Source organism: Candidatus Methylopumilus turicensis, assembly GCF_000953015.1.
Classification (GTDB): Bacteria; Pseudomonadota; Gammaproteobacteria; order Burkholderiales; family Methylophilaceae; genus Methylopumilus_A; species Methylopumilus_A turicensis.
This window is the reverse complement of the sequence record NZ_LN794158.1, coordinates 647455-668664: the sequence shown is the minus strand read 5'-3', so window position 1 is coordinate 668664 and position 21210 is coordinate 647455. Positions and strand designations below refer to the sequence as shown.

21 protein-coding genes and 1 other RNA gene are annotated in these 21210 nt (G+C 45.7%); 12 read left to right on the top strand and 10 right to left on the bottom strand.

Annotated features, from left to right (window positions below; genetic code table 11):
- Window positions 1–11: 11 nt before the first annotated feature.
- From greB to efp, 3 genes are read left to right on the top strand one after another with little or no spacing between them, the layout of a single operon-like run.
- Window positions 12–509, top strand: coding sequence for a transcription elongation factor GreB (gene greB / locus BN1209_RS03505; RefSeq protein WP_045750974.1), 498 nt, complete (start codon window positions 12–14; stop codon window positions 507–509).
- Window positions 506–1591, top strand: coding sequence for an elongation factor P maturation arginine rhamnosyltransferase EarP (gene earP / locus BN1209_RS03500; RefSeq protein ID WP_045750973.1), 1086 nt, complete (start codon window positions 506–508; stop codon window positions 1589–1591). The genes greB and earP overlap by 4 nt, the downstream gene beginning before the upstream one ends.
- A 40-nt stretch (window positions 1592–1631) precedes the next feature.
- The gene (gene efp / locus BN1209_RS03495) at window positions 1632–2189 is read left to right on the top strand and encodes an elongation factor P (RefSeq protein WP_045750972.1); all 558 of its coding nucleotides are present in this window, start codon (window positions 1632–1634) and stop codon (window positions 2187–2189) included.
- Between the two features lie 67 nt (window positions 2190–2256).
- Here efp and ahpF read toward each other — a convergent pair whose 3' ends face one another.
- The 3 genes from ahpF to BN1209_RS03480 all read right to left on the bottom strand — a co-directional run bounded on the left by ahpF (window position 2257) and on the right by BN1209_RS03480 (window position 5001).
- Window positions 2257–3810, bottom strand: a complete 1554-nt coding sequence (gene ahpF, locus BN1209_RS03490) for an alkyl hydroperoxide reductase subunit F (protein WP_045750971.1) — start codon at window positions 3808–3810, stop codon at window positions 2257–2259.
- A 103-nt stretch (window positions 3811–3913) separates the two neighbouring features.
- Window positions 3914–4477: an alkyl hydroperoxide reductase subunit C gene (gene ahpC / locus BN1209_RS03485; protein WP_045750970.1), complete on the bottom strand. Its 564-nt coding sequence runs from the start codon at window positions 4475–4477 to the stop codon at window positions 3914–3916.
- Between the two features lie 269 nt (window positions 4478–4746).
- The gene (locus BN1209_RS03480; RefSeq protein WP_231855151.1) at window positions 4747–5001 is read right to left on the bottom strand and encodes a SapC family protein; all 255 of its coding nucleotides are present in this window, start codon (window positions 4999–5001) and stop codon (window positions 4747–4749) included.
- Between the two features lie 80 nt (window positions 5002–5081).
- On the opposite strand from BN1209_RS03480, the gene BN1209_RS09305 reads away from it, so the two are divergent.
- Complete coding sequence (locus tag BN1209_RS09305; protein WP_082048448.1) at window positions 5082–5156, top strand: DUF1615 family protein; 75 nt, start codon at window positions 5082–5084, stop codon at window positions 5154–5156.
- 53 nt (window positions 5157–5209) lie between these two features.
- Here BN1209_RS09305 and ssrA read toward each other — a convergent pair.
- Both ssrA and smpB read right to left on the bottom strand, forming a co-directional pair.
- Window positions 5210–5575, bottom strand: a transfer-messenger RNA (tmRNA) gene (gene ssrA, locus BN1209_RS08985).
- Window positions 5576–5701: 126 nt separating this feature from the next.
- Entirely contained in the window at window positions 5702–6157 is a 456-nt protein-coding gene (smpB, locus tag BN1209_RS03475) for an SsrA-binding protein SmpB (protein WP_045750968.1), read from the bottom strand.
- Between the two features lie 105 nt (window positions 6158–6262).
- On the opposite strand from smpB, the gene BN1209_RS03470 reads away from it, so the two are divergent.
- From BN1209_RS03470 to BN1209_RS03440, 7 genes are all read left to right on the top strand, one after another.
- Window positions 6263–6697: a type II toxin-antitoxin system RatA family toxin gene (locus tag BN1209_RS03470; RefSeq protein ID WP_045750967.1), complete on the top strand. Its 435-nt coding sequence runs from the start codon at window positions 6263–6265 to the stop codon at window positions 6695–6697.
- A 52-nt stretch (window positions 6698–6749) separates the two neighbouring features.
- Window positions 6750–7055: an RnfH family protein gene (locus BN1209_RS03465; protein WP_045750966.1), complete on the top strand. Its 306-nt coding sequence runs from the start codon at window positions 6750–6752 to the stop codon at window positions 7053–7055.
- 111 nt (window positions 7056–7166) lie between these two features.
- Window positions 7167–8627, top strand: a complete 1461-nt coding sequence (guaB, locus tag BN1209_RS03460) for an IMP dehydrogenase (RefSeq protein ID WP_045750965.1) — start codon at window positions 7167–7169, stop codon at window positions 8625–8627.
- A gap of 94 nt (window positions 8628–8721) precedes the next feature.
- Entirely contained in the window at window positions 8722–10308 is a 1587-nt protein-coding gene (gene guaA / locus BN1209_RS03455; RefSeq protein ID WP_045750964.1) for a glutamine-hydrolyzing GMP synthase, read from the top strand.
- Between the two features lie 10 nt (window positions 10309–10318).
- A complete protein-coding gene (locus BN1209_RS03450) occupies window positions 10319–10819 on the top strand; it encodes a GreA/GreB family elongation factor (protein WP_045750963.1) in 501 nt (166 codons plus the stop codon).
- A gap of 15 nt (window positions 10820–10834) precedes the next feature.
- Complete coding sequence (locus BN1209_RS03445; RefSeq protein WP_045750962.1) at window positions 10835–11437, top strand: nitroreductase family protein; 603 nt, start codon at window positions 10835–10837, stop codon at window positions 11435–11437.
- A 39-nt stretch (window positions 11438–11476) separates the two neighbouring features.
- Window positions 11477–13072, top strand: coding sequence for an ABC-F family ATPase (locus BN1209_RS03440; RefSeq protein WP_045750961.1), 1596 nt, complete (start codon window positions 11477–11479; stop codon window positions 13070–13072).
- Between the two features lie 81 nt (window positions 13073–13153).
- On the opposite strand, the gene BN1209_RS03435 is transcribed toward BN1209_RS03440, so the two are convergent.
- Window positions 13154–13954, bottom strand: coding sequence for a peptidylprolyl isomerase (locus BN1209_RS03435; RefSeq protein WP_082048385.1), 801 nt, complete (start codon window positions 13952–13954; stop codon window positions 13154–13156).
- 157 nt (window positions 13955–14111) lie between these two features.
- Between BN1209_RS03435 and mltF the strand changes: the two genes are divergently transcribed.
- Window positions 14112–15527 (top strand): membrane-bound lytic murein transglycosylase MltF, encoded by a 1416-nt coding sequence (gene mltF / locus BN1209_RS03430; protein ID WP_082048384.1) that lies wholly within the window; start codon window positions 14112–14114, stop codon window positions 15525–15527.
- Window positions 15528–15575: 48 nt separating this feature from the next.
- On the opposite strand, the gene serS is transcribed toward mltF, so the two are convergent.
- The 4 genes from serS to BN1209_RS03410 are packed head-to-tail and all read right to left on the bottom strand — an operon-like array spanning window position 15576 to window position 21163.
- Window positions 15576–16847, bottom strand: coding sequence for a serine--tRNA ligase (gene serS / locus BN1209_RS03425; protein WP_045750959.1), 1272 nt, complete (start codon window positions 16845–16847; stop codon window positions 15576–15578).
- Window positions 16848–16864: 17 nt separating this feature from the next.
- The gene (locus BN1209_RS03420; RefSeq protein WP_045750958.1) at window positions 16865–18193 is read right to left on the bottom strand and encodes a replication-associated recombination protein A; all 1329 of its coding nucleotides are present in this window, start codon (window positions 18191–18193) and stop codon (window positions 16865–16867) included.
- A gap of 20 nt (window positions 18194–18213) precedes the next feature.
- A complete protein-coding gene (lolA, locus tag BN1209_RS03415; RefSeq protein WP_045750957.1) occupies window positions 18214–18849 on the bottom strand; it encodes an outer membrane lipoprotein periplasmic chaperone LolA in 636 nt (211 codons plus the stop codon).
- 13 nt (window positions 18850–18862) lie between these two features.
- Window positions 18863–21163, bottom strand: coding sequence for a DNA translocase FtsK (locus tag BN1209_RS03410; protein ID WP_082048383.1), 2301 nt, complete (start codon window positions 21161–21163; stop codon window positions 18863–18865).
- Between the last annotated feature and the right edge of the window lie 47 nt (window positions 21164–21210).

Here is a 21210-nt window from a genome sequence, read left to right as displayed (position 1 = left end):
AATAGCACCCCATGGCAGATCAAAAAAATTACATCACCCCCCAAGGCCACGCCGCATTAGAAGCTGAGTTTACGCAGCTACTCAAAGTCGAGCGGCCTGAGGTAGTGCGTGTAGTTTCTTGGGCTGCGGGTAATGGCGACCGCTCTGAAAATGGCGATTACATTTACGGCAAACGAAGACTGCGCCAAATTGACTCGCGCTTACGCTTTTTAATGCAACGCATGGATGCGGCTGTGATTGTTGATCCCGCCACACAAGCCGGTCTTGAGAAAGTGTTCTTTGGCGCCTGGGTCACTTTGTATGCTTTGGACAGAGATACCGAACATACCTACCGTATCGTTGGACAAGATGAGCTAGCACCCACCAAAGGCTGGATAAGTTGGGTTTCACCGCTGGCCAAAGCCATGTTGGGCAAGCAAGTAGGCGACCTGGTGCGCGTGCAAACCCCAACGGGTGAGGATGAGTACGAGATCCAGGAAATTAGTTATAGCGAGCCTCAAAAGCAATGAAAAAGCGCTGGGACTTATTCTGTAAGGTAATCGACAACTTCGGCGACATTGGCGTCTGCTGGCGGCTAGCTAAACAACTACATGATGAATATGCGCTTGATATTCGTCTTTGGGTGGATGATTTAAACGTGGCCAGCAAAATAGTCACGGGCTTAGATGCATCGCTCAAGAGCCAGAAAATAAATGGCGTTGAGGTTTGCCTATGGAATGATGACGCAAGCTTTGCGAATGTTACCCCTGCCGATGTGGTCATCGAGGCCTTTGCATGTGAATTACCCCAACCGTATATTCAAAACATGGTCGCCAAACAACCGATTTGGCTCAATTTAGAATACTTATCTGCCGAAACTTGGGTGGATGATTTTCATGCGAAAAACGCGATTCACCCTGCCACTGGCTTACACAAAACCTTTTTCTTCCCTGGCTTTACCGACAAAACCGGCGGTTTAATTAGAGAACAACACCTATTCACCACTCGCCAGGCTGCGAAAGCAACAATGTCACGCTTACCCAGCCTTCAAGTGTCATTGTTTTGCTATCCTGAAGCGCCAATAGAAAGCTTGCTGGCGTCAATGGCGGCGGGCAATCGTCCTGTTGAGTGCTTTGTTCCGGCGGGCAACACCTTAAATAAAATCGCTGCATTTTTTGGCAAACCATCCCTTGAGGCTGGGGATAGACTAACAAAAGATCAACTCGCGCTCACCGTCATTCCATTTTTGACACAAGCCGAATATGACCAATTATTATGGTGCTGCGACCTCAACTTTGTCCGCGGCGAAGATAGCTGGATACGCGCTTTATGGTCGGCCAACCCGTTTATTTGGCAAACCTATCCGCAAGAAGAAAAACACCATCTTAAAAAATTGGATGCATTTTTAAACCAATACGACATTCAAGCAGGCCATGTATTAAGCGAGTTTCACCATGCGTGGCTAGATGCTGAAATTAGCCCAGCACTTTGGAATAAACTAATTGCGGCCTTATCAACGCTCAAAACCCATGCCGAATTGCAAACCCACAAATTTGAGCAACAAGCTGATTTGGCGGCTAAATTGGTGATTTTTACCAAAAATAAGGTATAATGCGCGGCTTTTTACATCAACACTTTTTGCAGGACATCACATGAAAACAGCAATGGAACTCCGCGTCGGCAACGTAATCATGATCGGTAACGATCCATTGGTTGTGCAAAAGGCCGAATACAACAAATCAGGCCGTAACTCTGCCGTGGTTAAAATGAAATTCAAAAACTTGTTAACTGAAGCGCCAAGCGAAACAGTTTACAAAGCAGACGACAAATTTGAAATTGTCGTACTTGAGAAAAAAGACGTGACCTACTCTTACTTCGCTGACCCAATGTATGTCTTCATGGATGAAGAATACAACCAGTTTGAAGTGGAAGCCGAAAACATGACGGATGCGCTTAACTTCTTGGAAGACGGCATGACCTGTGAAGTCGTTTTCTACAACGGAAAAGCCATTTCTGTGGACTTACCTAACTCAGTGGTTCGTGAAATCACTTACACAGAGCCAGCAGTGAAGGGCGACACATCAGGTAAAGTAATGAAACCAGCGCGCATTTCAACTGGCTTTGAATTGCCTGTTCCACTATTCTGCGCAACGGGTGACAAGATTGAAATCGACACCCGCACATTGGAATACAAAAACCGCGTGAAATAATCTGTTGGTTTTTATCCAATAAAAAAGGGAGCCAAGGCTCCCTTTTTTATTGCTGCCATCAATTCACTTATTGACGAATCAAGTAATCAAATGCCCCAAGTGAAGCTTTAGCGCCCTCACCCATCGCGATAATAATTTGCTTGTATGGCACAGTGGTCACATCGCCCGCCGCATACACGCCTGGCATAGAGGTTGCGCCGTGTGAATCAATCTCGATCTCACCGAACTTACTCAAGTTGATCGGGCCGCCTTTGATAAAGTCAGTATTCGGTAATAAACCAATTTGCACAAATACCGCATCCAAATCTAAATGATGCATTTCCCCTGTTGCACGGTCTTTGTAATCTAAGCCGTTCATCTTCTCGCCATTACCGGTCACTTCCGTCGTTTGTGCATTTGTCACAATCGTCACATTGCTGAGTGAACGTAACTTTGTCTGCAACACTGCATCCGCTTTTAATTCCGGGTCAAACTGAATCAAAGTCACATGCGCCACAATCCCAGCTAAATCGATCGCCGCTTCAACGCCTGAGTTACCACCCCCCACCACCGCAACAGGCTTGCCTTTAAACAAAGGGCCATCACAGTGTGGGCAGTAAGCCACGCCTTTACCGCGATACTGCGCTTCACCAGGCACGCCCAATTCTCTCCAACGTGCGCCAGTGGCGATCACTAAGGCTTTGCTTTTTAAAACCGCACCGCTTTCTAATTCTACTTCCAGCAAATCACCTTGCTTGACCGATTTTGCACGTTGCAAATTCATAATATCCACATCGTAGAATTTAACGTGTTCTTCCAGCGCCATGACTAACTTAGGGCCTTCAGTTTCTTTCACTGAAATAAAGTTTTCGATGCCAAGCGTATCCATGACCTGACCACCAAAGCGTTCCGCCACAATGCCTGTGCGAATGCCTTTACGTGCAGAGTAAATCGCCGCAGAAGCCCCTGCTGGGCCGCCGCCAATAATCAATACATCGTAAGGCGCTTTTGCATCTAGCTTTTTGGCTTCACGGGCCACAGCGCCCACGTCCACTTTGGCTAAAATCTCATCAAGCTCCATACGACCCACACCAAACTGTTCGCCATTGAGCATCACGGTTGGTACAGACATAATCTTTTTGTCAGTCACTTCTTGCTGGAACACACCGCCATCAATCATCACGTTCGTGATGTTTAGGTTAATCACTGCCATCAAGTTCAAAGCCTGCACCACGTCAGGGCAGTTATGGCAGCTTAAAGAAATATAAGTCTCAAAATGGAAGCTACCTTCAATCGCGGCAATTTGTGCGATTTTTTCAGCTTCTAATTTCAAAGGATGGCCGCCCACTTGGAGCAAAGCCAAAATCAATGAAGTAAATTCGTGCCCCATTGGGATGCCTGCAAAGCGAATTCCCACGGGCGCAGCACCCGCCTCAAAGCGTTTGATCGCAAAAGATGGCGTGCGTTGATCTTGTTCTTCAGTTAGATGAATCTTTTCTGACATACCAGCTAATTCAGTCAGCAAATCCATCATCTCATTGGATTTGGGGCTACCATCGACGGATGCGACAATCGCAATTGGATGTAGCAGCTTTTCCATATAGGCTGAGAGTTGATTTTTGATATTGCTGTCTAAAGCCATGAGTATTTCCTTCACCTAATTTTTGTATCAAATTAGGTGCGGCACACGCCGCACCCAACATGACAATATTGCTTACTTAACCTACTTATTGAATCCCTAACGCTTAGATCTTACCAACTAAATCTAATGATGGTGTCAATGTTGCTTCACCTGGTGTCCATGATGCTGGACATGCTTCGTTAGGATGTGCAGCCACGTATTGTGCAGCTTGTGCCTTACGTAACAAGTCAGCAGCAGAACGGCCAATACCTAGATCGTTAATCTCAGCTGCTTTAATCACGCCTTCTGGATTAATGATGAATGTACCGCGCAATGCCAAACCTTCTTCTTCAATCATCACATCAAAGTTACGTGAGATTGTGCCTGTTGGGTCAGCAAGCATTGGGTATTTGATCTTCTTGATTGTGTCAGAAGCATCCGCCCAAGCTTTGTGAGTGAAATGTGTGTCAGTTGATACTGAGTAGATTTCTAGACCGATTTTTTGGAACTCGCCGTACATGTCAGCTAAGTCGCCTAATTCTGTTGGGCAAACGAATGTGAAGTCAGCTGGGTAGAACACAAACGCTGTCCATTTACCTTTAAGGTTTGCTTCTGTGATTTCAACGAATTTACCGTTGTGGAAAGCCTGTGCTTTGAAAGGCTTAATGGTTGTATTGACTAATGACATAATAAAACTCCTTTTTAGTTGATAAAAAACGACTTCAAATAACACTGCATTAAAAACAAATTAACGATACATCAAATTCGTTACAAAACAATTTCTCGAATTTTTTGTTTCCCATCGTTTTCGAGTGAATGCATTTTAGAAGCATCAACGCCACAAGTAAAATCAATTGTTTTAATTGTGACGATAAGTTTAGCTAATTACCCAGCAAATAAAAAACCCGCTAACTTATCTGGAGCGGGTTTTAACATGCAACACCAAGATGCTAACGCCTATGCATTAAAGCCTGCTTGCTTAGCCGAAGCACTGAAAGTTTGTTGTTCAAAACGGCGAACGAGTTTTTGGAAGTTTTGTAGCGATTTAAGCTGTGCGTAGATGCGTGCTAAATAGCCTCGACGGTGTAAATCCGCCAACACATTATCTGGGAGCGCGTTGAGTTTATCTTCATCAAATCCATACATGGCATTCACACCCATTAGAGCCTGAACACTCGAGGGAATGAGATTAGCAGATAAAGGCTTAAACAAACCAACATTACTCAGTGCCTTACTGAAATCAGCGTTAGCAGCTATATCCGCTTCGTAGTTACAATTTACATAGTCCGAAAATCAAGCGAAAACTCACCACGGCATGGTTTGCAGAAAGAGTTGGTGAACATTACCAAAGCTGTTTGGCGATGTGATTTCGAAACCCCAATAAAACAAAAAGCCACCCGAAGGTGGCCTTTTGTTTTATTGGTGGAGCTGGGGGGAATCGAACCCCCGTCCGCAAGCCCTCCACAGACAGTTCTACATACTTAGCTGTGTTGTTTGATTTAACTTATTCCACACCAACGAGCAAGCAAGAAATAAGCGAGTTACCTTAGAGTTAATGATGTGCTAAGTAACCCAACACACCACGTATCCCGTGTATATGACGCTGCGATGGTTTTAAGGCCACCCACTCCACGGGAGAAGTGGTGCAGCGTCCAGCCGGATTAAGCGGCTAGAGAGTAAGTTTCGTCGTTTGCGACTATACTTTTTTCAGCTGTATTTACGAGGGAACTGAGCCTCGGTATGCCCTGCACTGCTTTGCAACCCACGTCGAAACCTGGTCAGCCCCGGGTAGTTTGTATTTCAGTGATTACTAGATGGTGTGTTTCTTGCATATTTCAAGAGGACATCTATTAATAATTTTAATTATACGCGCTATTTATGGTGTGAACTAAGAATATGACCAACAGCAAGGTTAAGCCATTTTATTGTGACTTTTCATGATGGAGCCCTGCTCACGCTTCCAGTCTTTTTCTTTCTCGGCCTCACGTTTGTCATATTGCTTCTTACCTTTGGCAAGACCAATCTGCACTTTGACGCGTCCATCTTTAAAGTGTAAATCCAGTGGCACTAACGTATAACCAGCGCGTTCGACTTTGCCAATCAGCTTGGCGATTTCTTCGTTATGTAAAAGTAGCTTGCGTGTTCTAATCGCATCAGGACGAATATGTGTAGAGGCAGCGCCCATGGGCGTGACATGACAGCCAATCAAATAGACTTCGCCACGTTGAATAATCACATAGGCTTCTTTGATGTTGGCGCGGTTATCCCGAATCGCTTTGACTTCCCATCCTTCAAGGACAATACCAGCTTCGTATTTTTCTTCGATGAAAAAGTCGTGAAACGCTTTTTTATTTTGGGCAATGCTCATTAATACACGCGGGCTTAAATAGCTTAAAATAGCATTTTACTCTACTTGCCTTTGAAAAGATAAACTCACGCTTCAAAGGCTCACTCGCAAAAGCATAAATAAAGCATGGTAAAAGTTGAAAAAACCGTTTTAGTCCACCACTCTGCGGCACAGATGTTTAATTTGGTGGACGATGTTGAACATTACACCGAGTTTCTGCCTTGGTGCGGTGGCGTGGATTTGATTGAGCGTACAGATGCCATCACTTCGGCAACGATTTATATTGATTTTCATGGTCTTAAACAACAGTTCACCACAAAAAATCAAAAACGCTTTCCTTACGCAATGGACATGCAGTTTAAAGATGGTCCGTTTAAACACTTTGAGGGCAATTGGCGCTTTACCGCCTTGAGTGATCAAGCCTGCAAGATTGAGTTTCACTTGGAGTATGAGTTTTCGAGTGCTTTTTTAAGCCAAATCATTTCGCCGGTTTTTAGCCATATTGCCAACACCTTTGTTGACTCTTTTGTCATGCGTGCCGACAATACATTGAATCAATAACTTTATTAATAATCAAAACGAAGGCTTTTTTGTGAATACTCATTCTGATGAAATGATCGTGGAAGTAGCTTATGCCTTGCCGAATCAACAAGTGATTCTGCCAGTGAAGGTTCCCAGCGGCACCAATGCTGAAGCGGCTATTCATGCTTCTGGATTGTTGGCTAAATTTCCGGAAATTGATTTAGCTGTGAATAAAATTGGAATCTTTGGAAAGCTCACTAAACTAGAGACTGAGCTGCGTCATTTAGATCGCATTGAGATTTATCGTCCACTGATTGCCGACCCAAAAGAAGTACGTCGCCAGCGCGCTGCTGAAGGCAAGGTCATGAAAAAAGGTGGGGGCGATATTGCTGAGTAAGTCATCGACAAGTTTTTAATCAAGCAATATCTCCTTACAAAACACGTTTCATGATTGTCGGGTGACCGACAAGTCGGTATAATCTTGTTTTGGAAGCAAGGAATATTCACCATGCGTTTGTTGCAAAATGCGCTTACATTCGATGATGTTTTGTTGGTACCAGCGCACTCTAATGTACTCCCCCGCGAAGTCAGTCTCGCTACTCAATTAACTCGATCTATCCGTCTTAACATCCCTGTTGTGTCCGCTGCAATGGATACCGTGACAGAAGCGCCGCTTGCAATTGCATTGGCGCAAGAAGGCGGCATGGGCATTATTCATAAGAACATGACGGCTGAAATGCAGGCGATTCATGTTTCTCGCGTGAAACGTTTTGAATCTGGCATCGTCAATGACCCAGTCACCATTCAACCGCACATGACAGTGCGCGACGTTTTAGCGCTCACCCGTTTACATAAAATCTCAGGCTTGCCTGTGGTGGATGGCAGCAAAGTAGTTGGCATTGTGACCAATCGCGATTTGCGCTTCGAAACTAATTTAGACCAATCCATCGCCAATATCATGACACCGCAAGATCGCTTGGTAACGGTGCGTGAAGGCGCAAGCCGCGAACAAGTAATGGAATTGCTTCACCAATACCGTTTAGAGCGCGTATTGGTGATTGATGATGCTTACAATCTTAAAGGCCTCATCACTGTTAAAGACATTCAAAAATCTAGCGACCATCCATTAGCCTGTAAAGATGAAAAAGGTCGTTTACGTGTCGGCGCCGCGGTTGGTGTGGGTGATGGCACAGAAGAACGTGTCGCCGCTTTAGTGGAAGCTGGCGTGGATGCGATTGTGGTGGATACTGCTCACGGCCACTCCCAAGGCGTGTTAGATCGCGTGACTTGGGTGAAAAAGAACTTCCCACAAGTGCAAGTGATTGGCGGCAATATTGCCACAGGTTCAGCAGCTAAAGCCTTAGTGGATGCAGGTGCTGACGGCGTTAAAGTGGGCATTGGCCCAGGCTCTATCTGTACTACCCGTATCGTGGCTGGCGTAGGCGTCCCGCAAATCACTGCGGTTAGCAACGTTGAAGAAGCTTTACGTGGAACAGGTGTTCCGTTTATTGCTGACGGCGGCATTCGTTATTCTGGCGACATTTCTAAAGCCATTGCTGCCGGCGCTTACTCTGTGATGCTAGGCGGCATGTTCGCTGGCACTGAAGAAGCACCAGGCGAAATTGAGCTATTCCAAGGCCGTTCATATAAGTCATACCGCGGCATGGGCTCTATCGGTGCAATGCAAAAAGGTTCTAGCGACCGCTATTTCCAAGAAAACAATGGGAATGCAGACAAATTAGTGCCAGAAGGCATTGAAGGTCGCGTACCTTACAAAGGCAGCATGATTGCCGTGGTTCACCAGTTAATGGGTGGCTTACGTGCTTCCATGGGCTATGTCGGTTGCAAAACCATTGATGAAATGCGCAACAAAGCTGAGTTCGTGCAAATCACTTCAGCGGGGATGCGCGAATCTCATGTGCATGATGTACAAATTACTAAAGAGGCACCGAATTATCATATTGATTAATTCTTAACCGACTTTTGTTGGGCAAACCGCTTTGATATTCATATTAAAGTCGTTTGCCCTTCGTTATTTTTAGCGTATAGGCTTTTTACTTCTTATGTCTCATCAAAAAATTCTTATTTTAGATTTTGGCTCACAAGTCACCCAATTGATTGCCCGCCGCATTCGCGAGGCACATGTCTATTGTGAGGTGCATCCTTGTGACGTTTCTGACGAATTTGTACGTAACTTTGGCGCCCAAGGGATTGTGCTTTCTGGCAGCCATGCCAGCGTGTATGAAGAAGACACCGACAAAGCCCCAGACGCTGTATTTACGCTAGGCGTACCAGTTTTAGGCATCTGTTACGGCATGCAAACCATGGCGCAACAATTAGGCGGCAAAGTAGAAGCTGGCAATAAACGTGAATTCGGTTTTGCTGAAGTGCGCGCACGTAATCACTCTGCACTTTTTGATGGCATTCAAGACAGCACGAATGCAGAAGGTCACGGCTTATTGAATGTATGGATGAGCCACGGCGACAAAGTGACTGAATTACCTGCTGGCTTCAAAGTGATTGCCAGCAATGACACCACCCCCATTGCGGCGATGGCAGATGAAGAACGTCAATTCTATGCTGTGCAGTTTCACCCAGAAGTGACCCACACCAAGCAAGGCGATGCGATGCTACGACGCTTTGTATTAGATATCTGCAAAACAAAAGCCGATTGGGTGATGGGCGATTATATTGAAGAAGCGGTTGCTAAAATCCGTGAGCAAGTGGGTAATGAAGAGGTCATTCTTGGTCTTTCAGGTGGTGTAGATTCTAGCGTTGCAGCAGCGTTGATTCACCGTGCGATTGGCGACCAACTCACCTGCGTATTTGTTGACCACGGCTTGCTTCGCCTTAATGAAGGCAAAATGGTCATGGAAATGTTTGCTGGACGCTTACATGCAAAAGTGATTCATGTGGATGCCACTGAACAATTCATGGGTGAATTAACTGGTGTTTCTGACCCTGAAGCAAAACGTAAAATCATCGGCAAAGAGTTCGTCGAAGTATTCCAATCTGAAGCTAAAAAACTCGCGAATGCTAAATGGCTCGCGCAGGGCACAATCTACCCAGATGTGATTGAATCTGGCGGCGCAAAATCTAAAAAAGCCGTCACGATTAAAAGCCACCACAACGTGGGCGGCTTGCCAGAAAAACTAGGCTTAAAACTACTAGAACCACTGCGCGACTTGTTCAAAGACGAAGTGCGCGAACTTGGCGTCGCGCTTGGTTTGCCGCACGACATGGTGTATCGCCATCCATTCCCAGGCCCAGGCTTAGGCGTGCGTATCTTGGGCGCTGTAAACAAAGAGTTTGCTGACCTACTCCGTTTAGCAGATGCTATTTTCATCGAAGAGCTTCGCAACACCAAAGATGAAGCCACAGGTAAAACTTGGTATGAACTCACCAGCCAAGCGTTCACTGTGTTCCTACCAGTGAAATCGGTTGGCGTGATGGGTGATGGCCGCACTTACGATTATGTAGTCGCGTTGCGCGCTGTGTTTACTAGCGACTTCATGACGGCGAACTGGGCAGAGCTGCCTTACAGCCTGTTAGGTCGGGTATCGAATCGCATCATCAATGAAGTGCGTGGTATTAACCGAGTGGTGTATGACGTGTCAGGAAAACCACCCGCCACCATCGAATGGGAATAAAGGCTTAAAGATGAGTCGCGGTTTTGTGAAAGAGGACGACTTAGAGCTTGCTGGCACTGAGCTGCCAGAACGCCCGATTAGCGAGTTACCCAATTACGTCACAGCGAAAGGCTTGGCGCAGCTGAAGGAAAGTGAAAATGCGCTACTCGATGAGCGCGAGTTATTGACACAAAAGAAAGAAGACCCAAGTGCTGTGCAGCGACTAGCGATGGTAGATAGAGATTTACGCTACGTGCAGGCACGTTTAGAGCAAGCCATTTTGGTTGAAACACCAAAAGATAAAGCCCCGACAACAGTCGTGTTTGGTACGACGGTTACGGTGGAAGATGATGAAGGTGAGCAACATCACTTTCAAATCGTGGGCGAGGATGAAGCAGATATTGCACTTAATACAGTGAGCTATGCCTCACCGTTGGCAAAAGCGCTGATAGGCCACAAAGTTGGCGATAGCGTTCGTTGGATGCGCCCTGCTGGCGATTTAAATTTAGAGATTATGACGATTACTTATTAAGAAATGGAATGCACCATGAATGTTACAACTGCCATAGAAACACGCCGTTCAATTAAGGCTTACGATCCTGCGCATAAAATGAGTGAAGCCGAGGTTAACAAGTTGATGTCGCTTGCGATGCTTGCACCGACGGCTTTCAATATTCAACATTGGCGCTTTGTGTTGGTTGAAGATGCAGCCTTGCGTGCGCAAATTCAAGCCGTGAGTTGGAATCAATCACAAGTGACTGAAGCATCAGCACTCATCGTGTTGGTTGCAGACGTTCAAGCTTGGGCGAAACAGCCAGAGCGCTATTGGAAAGATGCACCGCAAGCTGTGCAAGACTTTTTAGTGCCTGCGATTACCCAATATTACACAGGCAATCCACAAGCCCAACGCGATGAAGCGATGCGCTCTTGTGGCATGGCAGCCATGAACATCATGCTAGCGGCTAAAGAAATGGGTTATGACACTTGCCCAATGGATGGCTTTGATTTTGATGCTGTATCAACCTTGCTTAACTTACCAGCAGACCACATCCCAACCATGTTTGTAACTGTGGGCAAAGCCATTAAAGACGCTTGGCCACGTGGCGGCCAACTGACCATGGACGAAGTAGTGATTAAAAACAAGTTTTAATCTACTCAATATTTAACTAAAAGACTTTAGGAATTAACCGTGCTTATTAGCAATAACATCACCATGCAGTTTGGCGCAAAGCCACTTTTTGAAAACGTCTCCGTCAAATTTGGCGACGGTAACCGTTATGGCCTCATCGGCGCGAATGGTTGCGGTAAATCAACCTTCATGAAAATTTTAGCGGGCGTGCTTGAGCCAACCGCAGGCAATATTGCTTTGGATAGCAACGAACGTATGGCATGGCTTCGCCAAGACCAATTTGGCTATGAAGATCAACGTGTGCTTGATGTGGTGATGATGGGGCATGAACAAATGTGGAAGGCGAATTCAGAAAAGAACGCCATTTACATGAACCCAGAAGCGACTGAAGATGATTATATGAAAGCGGCAGAGCTTGAGGCTGTGTTCGCTGAATATGATGGCTACACTGCCGAAGCGCGTGCTGGTGAGTTGCTATTAGGCGTCGGCATTCCTATCGATCAACATACCGGCTTGATGAGCGCCGTTGCGCCAGGTTGGAAGCTTCGTGTATTACTGGCACAAGCGCTATTTGCGAACCCAGACATCTTGCTACTAGATGAACCAACCAATAACTTGGACATCAATACGATTCGCTGGTTAGAAGATATCTTAAATAACCGCAACTGCACCATGATTATCATTTCGCATGATCGCCACTTCTTAAACCAAGTATGTACACATACCGCGGACATGGACTATTCGAAATTGACTGTTTATCCGGGTAACTACGATGACTTCATGGAAGCATCCACCATGGCGCGTGCTCAGCAGGCTAAAGACAACGCTAAAGCAAAACAACAAATCGCTGACTTACAAGACTTCGTCCGTCGCTTCTCTGCGAATGCATCTAAAGCAAAACAAGCGACGAGCCGGGCTAAGCAAATCGACAAAATTAAAGTGGAAGACATCAAGCCTTCTAGCCGTCAATATCCATTCATTCGCTTTGAATACGATGACCGTGAAAAACTGCACCGTAACGCAGTAGAGGTGCAAAAACTAAGCCATGGCTTCGACCGTGTTTTGTTTAATGACTTTGATTTATTGGTTGAAGCTGGCGAGAAAATTGCGATTATCGGTGAAAACGGGATTGGTAAAACCACCCTCCTACGTTGTTTAGCGGGCGATCTAAAACCAAACCACGGCACTGTGAAGTGGGCTGAAAAAGCGAACATTGGTTATTTTGCACAAGACCATGCCGCGGACTTTGAAGCAGACCTCAATCTCTTCGACTGGATGAAGCAATTCACGCAAGCAGGTGATGATGACCAAGTCGTGCGTAGCATGTTAGGTCGTCTATTATTCTCTGGCGAAGACTTCAAAAAATCAGTCAAAGTGCTTTCAGGTGGCGAAAAAGGCCGTATGATGTTTGGCAAGTTGATGCTTGCTAAAACCAACGTATTGCTGATGGATGAACCAACCAACCACATGGACATGGAATCGATTGAGTCATTGAATACGGCGCTAGACAAATACAATGGCACATTATTCTTCGTCAGTCATGACCGTGAATTTGTAAGCACATTAGCCACCCGCATTTTTGATGTTCGCGCGGACGGCATTATTGATTACTCTGGCAACTACGAAGATTACTTGGCCAGCCAAGAAATCGAGTAGGCTAAGCAATCGAGAAGCCCAAAAGTACGAAAAAAAACGGCACTTGGAAATCCAGTGCCGTTTTTTATTGCCCTAAAGCAATTACATATTGCTTGTTACTTTTGCAGACTCTCTTAACTTCTTAATGGCTTCAATGCGTTGCTGTTGTAGTAATCCAGCACGGAGTTGAGGAATCACATCGTCAAACTTAGGCGCTTTGAATTGACGCTTTTCTTCCAAACGCACGATTTGCCAACCGCCTGCCGTCTCAATCGGCGCGGCACTCATGCTACCTTCCGTTAAGTTCACAACCACGTTTGCAACCGCAGGCACAATTTGATTAGGAAGCAACCAACCTAAGGCACCGCTCTCTTTAGCGCTTGGGTCAATAGAACCTTCTTTAGCCACCTTAGCAAAGGATTCACCCTTTTTGATTTTTGCCATTAACACACGTGCATCCGCTTCTGTCTTGGTCACAATATGGCTTAGTCGGTACTCATAGGCTTGCTCACCAATCGCCGCAATTTGTCTGTCATATTCCACTTTTAATGCAGAGTCGCTGATAGGATGGCGTTTGTCATAATCGGCCAAAAACAAATCCACCATAAAATTACGTTTTAATTCAGCAAATGCCGCTTGGCCTTCGGGCGTTTTATCCAAACCCAATTTAGCGGCTTGCTGAGCAAGTACTTCACGATTAATAAATTCTTCTTTGATGAGCTGGCGAAGTTCTGGCGTGTCTTTTTTACCTTGTTGCACATTCAAACTCACACTACGCTCAATTAATGCTGAAGGAATCGCAACGTCATTCACTGTTGCAGCACTCTCCACCGTCGCCTTTGGCGCCGCAAATGCGTTTTGGCTTAAGAGTGCAAGAGACATCATGAATATTATTTTTTTCATTGATTACGTTTCTATTAATAAAATTAAGTGACGTAACTTTACACTAAAGATAAAAACTTATAAATGCCATCCACTTACCATCGACTAAATAATACAGCACACAAAAATTCACATGTTTTAACTAGACAAAACCTGCAAACTTAGTGAAACTGAGGCGATGAAAAAGCAATATCTTTTAGGGGTGGGGTTGTTATTCATGCTGATCGTTACCATCTCAGCATACCTAATACAATTCAGCCTCCCCAAGGCCCAAGACAGTAAAACACTGGTGGTCGTCACATCAAATGGGCCCAATACTTACTATGTAAAAAATGCAGATGAATATGCAGGTTTTGAATACGATTTAGTCCATTTATTTGCTAAAGAGTTAGGGCCTGAGTTCTCAGTCAAGTTTGTGATTGCAGATCAACTGGGTAAAGTTATCCCAACCCTATTATCTGGCAAGGCACATTTTGCCGCCGCCAACTTAAGTATTACGCCGCAAAGAGCAGAGGTCGTTAAATTCGGGCTTAGCTATCTGGATGTGCAACAACATATTGCTTTCGGCATCGACCAAACGCCCTCACCTAAAAGCCTCACTGAGCTAATCGGCAAACATATTCATGTTCCAAAGGGCTCTAGCTATGCAGAGCGTTTAAAATTCCTGCAAGCCAGCAATCCATTGCTGACATGGCAAGAAACTGGCAGTACTGATGAGTTACTTGAGCAAGTGAATATGGGTGTTTTAGATTACACGGTCGCCGATGACCGCATGATTGATATTTTACAAAACTTCTATCCTAATATTGGTAAAGGCATGGCGCTGGCCGAGCCAGAACAAATTGCATGGGCTTTTCCGAAAAGTGGCGACCCATGGCTCTATGCAAAATCTGTCGATTTTTTTAAACGCATCCAACAGGATGGTCGGCTTAAAAACTTAATTGATCGGTATTATGGACACACAGAGCGCCTGGCTCCTGTGGATGTCAGCAAATTTTTACAGTTAACCCACACCACACTGCCAAAATATGCGGCGTTATTTAAGCAAGGCCAGGAGTTAACCGATATTGATTGGCGACTACTCGCATCGATCAGTTACCAAGAGTCGCACTGGGATCCATTCAACACTTCACCCACCAACGTTCGCGGCATGATGATGCTTACGGAACAAACTGCAGATGCCATGGATGTGACGGACCGGTTAGACGCCAAACAAAGTATTTTAGGCGGCGCAAAATACATTAACATCCTCAAACGACAAGTGCCAGAACGTATTCCAGAGCCAGATCGCACATGGATGGCGCTCGCTGCCTATAACATTGGGTTTGCACATCTAGAAGACGCAAGAGTGCTCGCCAGTAGAATGAAATTAAATCCCGATAGCTGGGCTGACATCAAAACAACGCTACCACTGCTTAATAAAGCACAGTATTACAGCACCGTAAAATTTGGCTACGCGAGTGGTGGTGCACCTGTCATATTTGTTGAATCTATTCGCACGTATTATGGGATTTTAGAAAAATACCAAGCGGCCCACCAATCTGGCGCACCCAATTTTGAATTCAAGGCGTTTGAATTCAAGCCAAAAAAATAGCCAGACAAGCTGGCTAGTTTTTGTTTACTTCATAATGAGCGACCGTGGTTAACGAATCACTTCTTTACCGCCCATGTAATCTCTCAGTACCTTAGGGACGGTAACGCTTCCATCAGCATTTTGATAGTTTTCAAGCACGGCAACCAAAGCCCTTCCAACGGCCAAACCTGAACCGTTCAACGTATGTACTAATTCAGGCTTACCTGCTTCATTACGGAAACGTGCTTGTAAGCGGCGCGCTTGGAAAGCCTCACAATTAGACACAGATGAAATCTCGCGATAGGTGTTTTGAGCTGGCAACCAGACTTCTAGGTCATAAGTTTTAGCGGCACCAAACCCCATGTCGCCAGTACATAGCGAAACCACTCTGTAGGGCAACTCCAAAGCTTTCAGAATACTTTCTGCATGCCCAACCATTTCTTCAAGTGCTTCATTACTTTTTTCCGGGTGCACAATCTGCACCATTTCCACTTTATCGAATTGATGCTGACGAATCATGCCACGCGTATCACGGCCATAAGAGCCAGCTTCAGAACGGAAGCATGGCGTATGCGCTGTGAGTTTAATTGGCAAACTCTCAAGCGGTACGATTTCATCACGCACCGTGTTAGTCAGCGTTACTTCTGATGTTGGGATGAGGTAAAGCGTGCTGTCGTTATGCGGCATTTGGAAGAGATCTTCTTCAAACTTAGGCAATTGACCTGTGCCACGCAATGATTCTGCATTCACCAAGTAAGGTGTATAACACTCCTCATAGCCATGTTGCTCAGTTTGCGTATCAATCATAAACTGCGCCAAGGCACGATGGAGCTTAGCAATTTGGCCGCGCATCAAGGTAAAGCGCGCACCTGAAAGCTTAGCGCCTGTATCAAAATCCAAACCGTGTGGCGCGCCAACATCAGTGTGATCTTTAATTTCAAAATCAAAAGTACGTGGCGTACCGACTTTACGCACCTCTACATTATTTTCTTCTGACGGACCTACTGGCACGGAATCTTGCGGCAAGTTAGGTACATTCAACAAGAAATCTTGCATCTGCGCTTGAATCGCAGCTAAGCGTTCTTCGTCCGCTTTAAGTTGCTCACCCAAGCCAGCCACTTCCGCCATAATCGCGCTAACGTCTTCGCCTTTAGACTTTGCCATACCGATTTGTTTAGAGGTCGCATTACGCTTAGCTTGCAAGTCTTGTGTACGCGTTTGTACCTCTTTGCGCTCAGCTTCTAGCGCGGTAAAACCCGCCACATCAAAGTCAAACTTGCGGCTTTTAAGTTTGGCTACAACGGTATCTAAATCATTTCTTAATTGCTGAATATCTAACATGCGTTTTCCTAATTAATTTACTTTTTGGCCTTAGCTTTTTTATCTAGGGCTTGTTTGTCTAACTCAGCCAAATGCGCTAATTTTTCGCTTATTTTACCTTCAAGCCCGCGATTTGTCGGCTCGTAAAATTTCACTTCCTCTAAACCGTCAGGCAAGTATTGTTCGCCAGCAGCATAAGCACCCGCTTCATTATGGGCATAACGATAATTTTTACCGTAGTCTAAACTCTTCATGAGCTTAGTCGGTGCATTTCGTAAGTGCAGCGGCACAGGACGTGATTGATCCTGCGCGACAAAGGCTTTGACTTGGTTGTATGCCATGTAAACCGCATTACTCTTAGCCGCAATGGCTAAGTAAACGACAGCGTTAGCAAACGCCAATTCGCCTTCTGGTGAGCCTAATCGCTCATAGGTTTGGCAGGCATTTAAGCAAATCTCTAACGCGCGCGGATCAGCTAATCCAATATCTTCAATCGCCATTCGCACTAGACGACGACCAACATAAAGCGGCTCTGCACCGCCATCTAACATGCGCTGCATCCAATAAAGTGCCCCGTCAGGATTAGAGCCGCGCACTGATTTATGGAGGGCCGAAATTTGGTCGTAAAATGCTTCGCCGCCTTTATCAAACCGGCGCATTTTGCTCGCCATGGTGGACTGCAAAAACACCATATCAATTTGAGTGATATTCGCTGAAGAAGCTGCGTTAAAGAGTCCCTCAACAAAGTTAAGCAAACGTCTTGCATCCCCATCCGCATAAGAAATGACGTGTTCTTTAGCTTCATCGGCAAGGCTAATCTCCATCGCCATGGTCGCCTGCGCTCTTGCGAGCAGCTCGCCAAGCTCTGCTTCCGATAGTGCATTCAATACAAATACTTGAGCGCGGCTTAAGAGCGCACTGTTGACTTCAAACGAAGGGTTTTCTGTGGTTGCGCCAATAAATGTAATCAAGCCACTTTCAACAAAAGGCAAGAAAGCATCTTGCTGACCTTTGTTGAATCGGTGCACTTCATCCACAAACATGATAGTGCGACGGCCAGATTGCTGTAGGGTATGCTCTGCACGCTCAATCGCCTCACGAATGTCTTTAATGCCCGAAAGCACCGCAGAGATAGGAATAAACTCAGCATCAGCCGTATTGGCAATGAGCCGCGCCAAAGTTGTTTTACCAACACCAGGCGGCCCCCACAAAATCATGGAAGGCAGCTTGCCCGATTGGAAAGCAAGCCTAAGCGGCTTCCCTTGCCCAAGCAAATGGGCCTGTCCAACCACCTCATCCAAAGTTTGTGGACGTAGCTGTTCGGCTAAGGGCGCTTGAGGTTGATTGGGGGTAAAGAGGCTATTCAATGAAGTCAGAAAGGCTATATTTATTGCGTGAGGACGTCAGCATCAGGTGGTGGCGTGAACTTAAACACCTCAGCTGATATTTTAGGATTACGTTGAGTATTCATAAACTCAATAGCGGTTCGATTGCCAAAACTATCATGCAATTCCATTTCCATTAAAGCATCCCCTTTGAAGCCCAGGAGCACTCGCTCAAAACCGGTTTCGCTGGCTTTTGGCGTGGCTGAAACCCACTCAAGATCGCCTTTACGGCTCACATCTTTGATCACAAACAAACGCTCCATCTCTTTGCCGCCAGCCAATAAAGCCGCTGGGGTTGAGCTAATTGATTTGCTAAATGCGCGAACTGTCACTTGGCTTAAATCAGGATCGTACAGCCACACTTTTTCTCCATCCCCAACAATTTGCTGAACAAAGGGCTTGTGGTAATCCCAACGAAACTTATTAGGTTTTTGTAACTGCATGCTACCAGTCACATCTTGTGTTTTGTGACCCTGTTTATCCGTGACCACTTGATGAAAATCTGCACGCGCAGTTTGAATGTTTTGAAAGTATTCTTTCATGCGCTCCAAACCAGTTGCGTTGCAGGTTTGGACGAGTAAGCATTGTGCAAAAAGACTGACTAAGATAATTATCAAACGCGCTTTAAATAACTTCATGGTGTCTTCTTATTTAGTCTTGATTAATATTGGGCGCTAATACTTCGCGGTTGCCATTACTTTGCATCGATGAAACCAAGCCTGCACGTTCCATTTCTTCGATCAGTCGCGCAGCACGATTGTAGCCAATACGTAATTGCCTTTGCACAGAAGAGATTGAGGCGCGACGCGTTTTCATCACGATAGCAACAGCTTCATCGTATAAAGGATCAGCTTCACCACCACTACTTTCGCCAAGGTCGCCCGCTTCACCACCGTCTTCAGAGCCACCAGTCAAGATGCCTTCAATATAGTTAGGCTCACCCTGCGTTTTGAGATGTTGCACCACACGATGCACTTCGGCATCACTCACAAAAGCACCGTGAATACGTTGCGGGTAGGAGGTGCCAGGCGGCTGATAAAGCATATCCCCTTGGCCAAGCAAGGCTTCGGCACCCATTTGATCAAGAATAGTACGCGAATCAATCTTGCTAGACACTTGGAAGGCCACACGCGTCGGAATATTGGCTTTAATCAGCCCTGTAATTACGTCTACAGAAGGACGCTGAGTCGCCACCACCAAGTGAATGCCGCAGGCACGGGCTTTTTGTGCTAAACGGGCAATAGGCTCTTCCACCTTTTTACCGACGACCATCATTAAATCAGCCAATTCATCAATCACAATCACAATGAGTGGCAATTCTTCTAAAGGCTCGGGGCTATCTGGCGTCAAGGTAAATGGATGCGTAATTGGATTAACCTCTTTAATCGCATCACGCACTTTGACGTTGTAGCCCGCAAGATTACGTACACCAAGCACTGACATCAGCTTATAGCGACGCTCCATCTCAGCCACACCCCAATTGAGGGCATTTGCGGCTTGGCGCATATCCGTAATGACAGGGGCGAGCAAATGCGGGATGCCTTCATACACAGAAAGCTCCAACATTTTGGGGTCAATCAAAATCATGCGCACCTTATTGGCTTCTGCTTTATACACCAAGCTCAAAATCATCGCGTTAATCGCAACCGACTTACCTGAGCCTGTTGTACCGGCAACCAACACGTGCGGCATCTTGGCTAAGTCGGCCACCACCGCTTTACCTGCAATGTCTTTACCCATCGCAATAGCTAAGGGTGAGCTGACATCGGCATAGGCTTGTGAGCCCATAATTTCAGATAGATAAACAATTTGACGTTTAGGATTTGGAATTTCCAAACCCATGCAACTCTTGCCTGGAATGGTTTCCACTACGCGAATACTGACCACTGAAAGCGCACGTGCTAAATCTTTGGAAAGGTTGAGCACTTGGCTACCTTTAACACCCGCAGCAGGCTCAAGCTCATAACGCGTAATCACAGGACCTGGCATCGCCGCGAGCACTTTGACTTCGATACCGAAGTCCATTAACTTTCGCTCAATCAACCGTGAGGTAAATTCTAAGGTTTCAGCAGACAGCACTTCGATTTCGCCTTTAGGCTCATCAAGCAAATGCAGTGGTGGCAAAGGTGAGTCTGGCAAAGTCGCAAATAAAGCAGCTTGGCTTTCACGTTGAACACGTTCGCTTTTCGGAATTTCAAGTACTGGCGTTTCAATTTGAATCGGCGCACGATCTTCCGTGCGTTTGCGCTCTTGCTCGACAAACTCAGTGCGCTGTTGCTCCGCGATTTTTCCTGCTTCACGGTCTTTACTATCCCGATATTTTGTCAGCATCCATTGATAGGCGCCCAGTAAAGCACCACCAAATTTTTCAATAATCAGTATCCATGACCAGCCCGTAAATAAGCTGAATCCTGCCGCCATGGCAAACAATAAGACCAAGGTTGATCCAACAAAACCTAGTGATTCACGAATCATCGTATCAAAAATATTACCCATTACACCGCCTGCATCCTGGGGCAATGTCGCTGGAAGATGAACGAGATGTCCATACTCCAAGCACGATGACGATATCAGCAATAAACCAAATCCGAAGAAATTCAGAAATAATAGAGGCTTACGTCCCTGCGCCACCACATCAAGACGCAAGTAGACCAACCAAATCGCATAAAAGGCAAAGACCGCAAACCACCAAGCCGAGAACCCAAAGATGTAAAGCAGCATATCCGAGAGCAAGGCACCTAGCTTTCCACCCGCGTTATGAACGATCGCACCCTCACTCGCACTGTGTGTCCAGGATGGGTCATCATGATAATAAGATGCCAAAATCAACACCAAATAGAGCCCAATAACTGCAAAAAAGAGCCACCAAGCCTCTTTGGCTAAGCCAGCACTTTCAGCATCAATATGCTTACTCACATTAGAACTATTAACTGTTTTTTTATTGAAAAACAAAATAATGAATCACTCGAAATAAGGATGAAAAAATAAGGTGATAGTTT

Coding starts and splice junctions, on each gene's coding strand:
- greB (WP_045750974.1), top strand. CDS start 12: ATGGCAGATCAAAAAAATTACATCACCCCCCAAGGCCACGCCGCATTA.
- earP (WP_045750973.1), top strand. CDS start 506: ATGAAAAAGCGCTGGGACTTATTCTGTAAGGTAATCGACAACTTCGGC.
- efp (WP_045750972.1), top strand. CDS start 1,632: ATGAAAACAGCAATGGAACTCCGCGTCGGCAACGTAATCATGATCGGT.
- ahpF (WP_045750971.1), bottom strand. CDS start 3,810: ATGGCTTTAGACAGCAATATCAAAAATCAACTCTCAGCCTATATGGAA.
- ahpC (WP_045750970.1), bottom strand. CDS start 4,477: ATGTCATTAGTCAATACAACCATTAAGCCTTTCAAAGCACAGGCTTTC.
- smpB (WP_045750968.1), bottom strand. CDS start 6,157: ATGAGCATTGCCCAAAATAAAAAAGCGTTTCACGACTTTTTCATCGAA.
- BN1209_RS03470 (WP_045750967.1), top strand. CDS start 6,263: ATGGTAAAAGTTGAAAAAACCGTTTTAGTCCACCACTCTGCGGCACAG.
- BN1209_RS03465 (WP_045750966.1), top strand. CDS start 6,750: ATGATCGTGGAAGTAGCTTATGCCTTGCCGAATCAACAAGTGATTCTG.
- guaB (WP_045750965.1), top strand. CDS start 7,167: ATGCGTTTGTTGCAAAATGCGCTTACATTCGATGATGTTTTGTTGGTA.
- guaA (WP_045750964.1), top strand. CDS start 8,722: ATGTCTCATCAAAAAATTCTTATTTTAGATTTTGGCTCACAAGTCACC.
- BN1209_RS03450 (WP_045750963.1), top strand. CDS start 10,319: ATGAGTCGCGGTTTTGTGAAAGAGGACGACTTAGAGCTTGCTGGCACT.
- BN1209_RS03445 (WP_045750962.1), top strand. CDS start 10,835: ATGAATGTTACAACTGCCATAGAAACACGCCGTTCAATTAAGGCTTAC.
- BN1209_RS03435 (WP_082048385.1), bottom strand. CDS start 13,954: ATGAAAAAAATAATATTCATGATGTCTCTTGCACTCTTAAGCCAAAAC.
- mltF (WP_082048384.1), top strand. CDS start 14,112: ATGAAAAAGCAATATCTTTTAGGGGTGGGGTTGTTATTCATGCTGATC.
- serS (WP_045750959.1), bottom strand. CDS start 16,847: ATGTTAGATATTCAGCAATTAAGAAATGATTTAGATACCGTTGTAGCC.
- lolA (WP_045750957.1), bottom strand. CDS start 18,849: ATGAAGTTATTTAAAGCGCGTTTGATAATTATCTTAGTCAGTCTTTTT.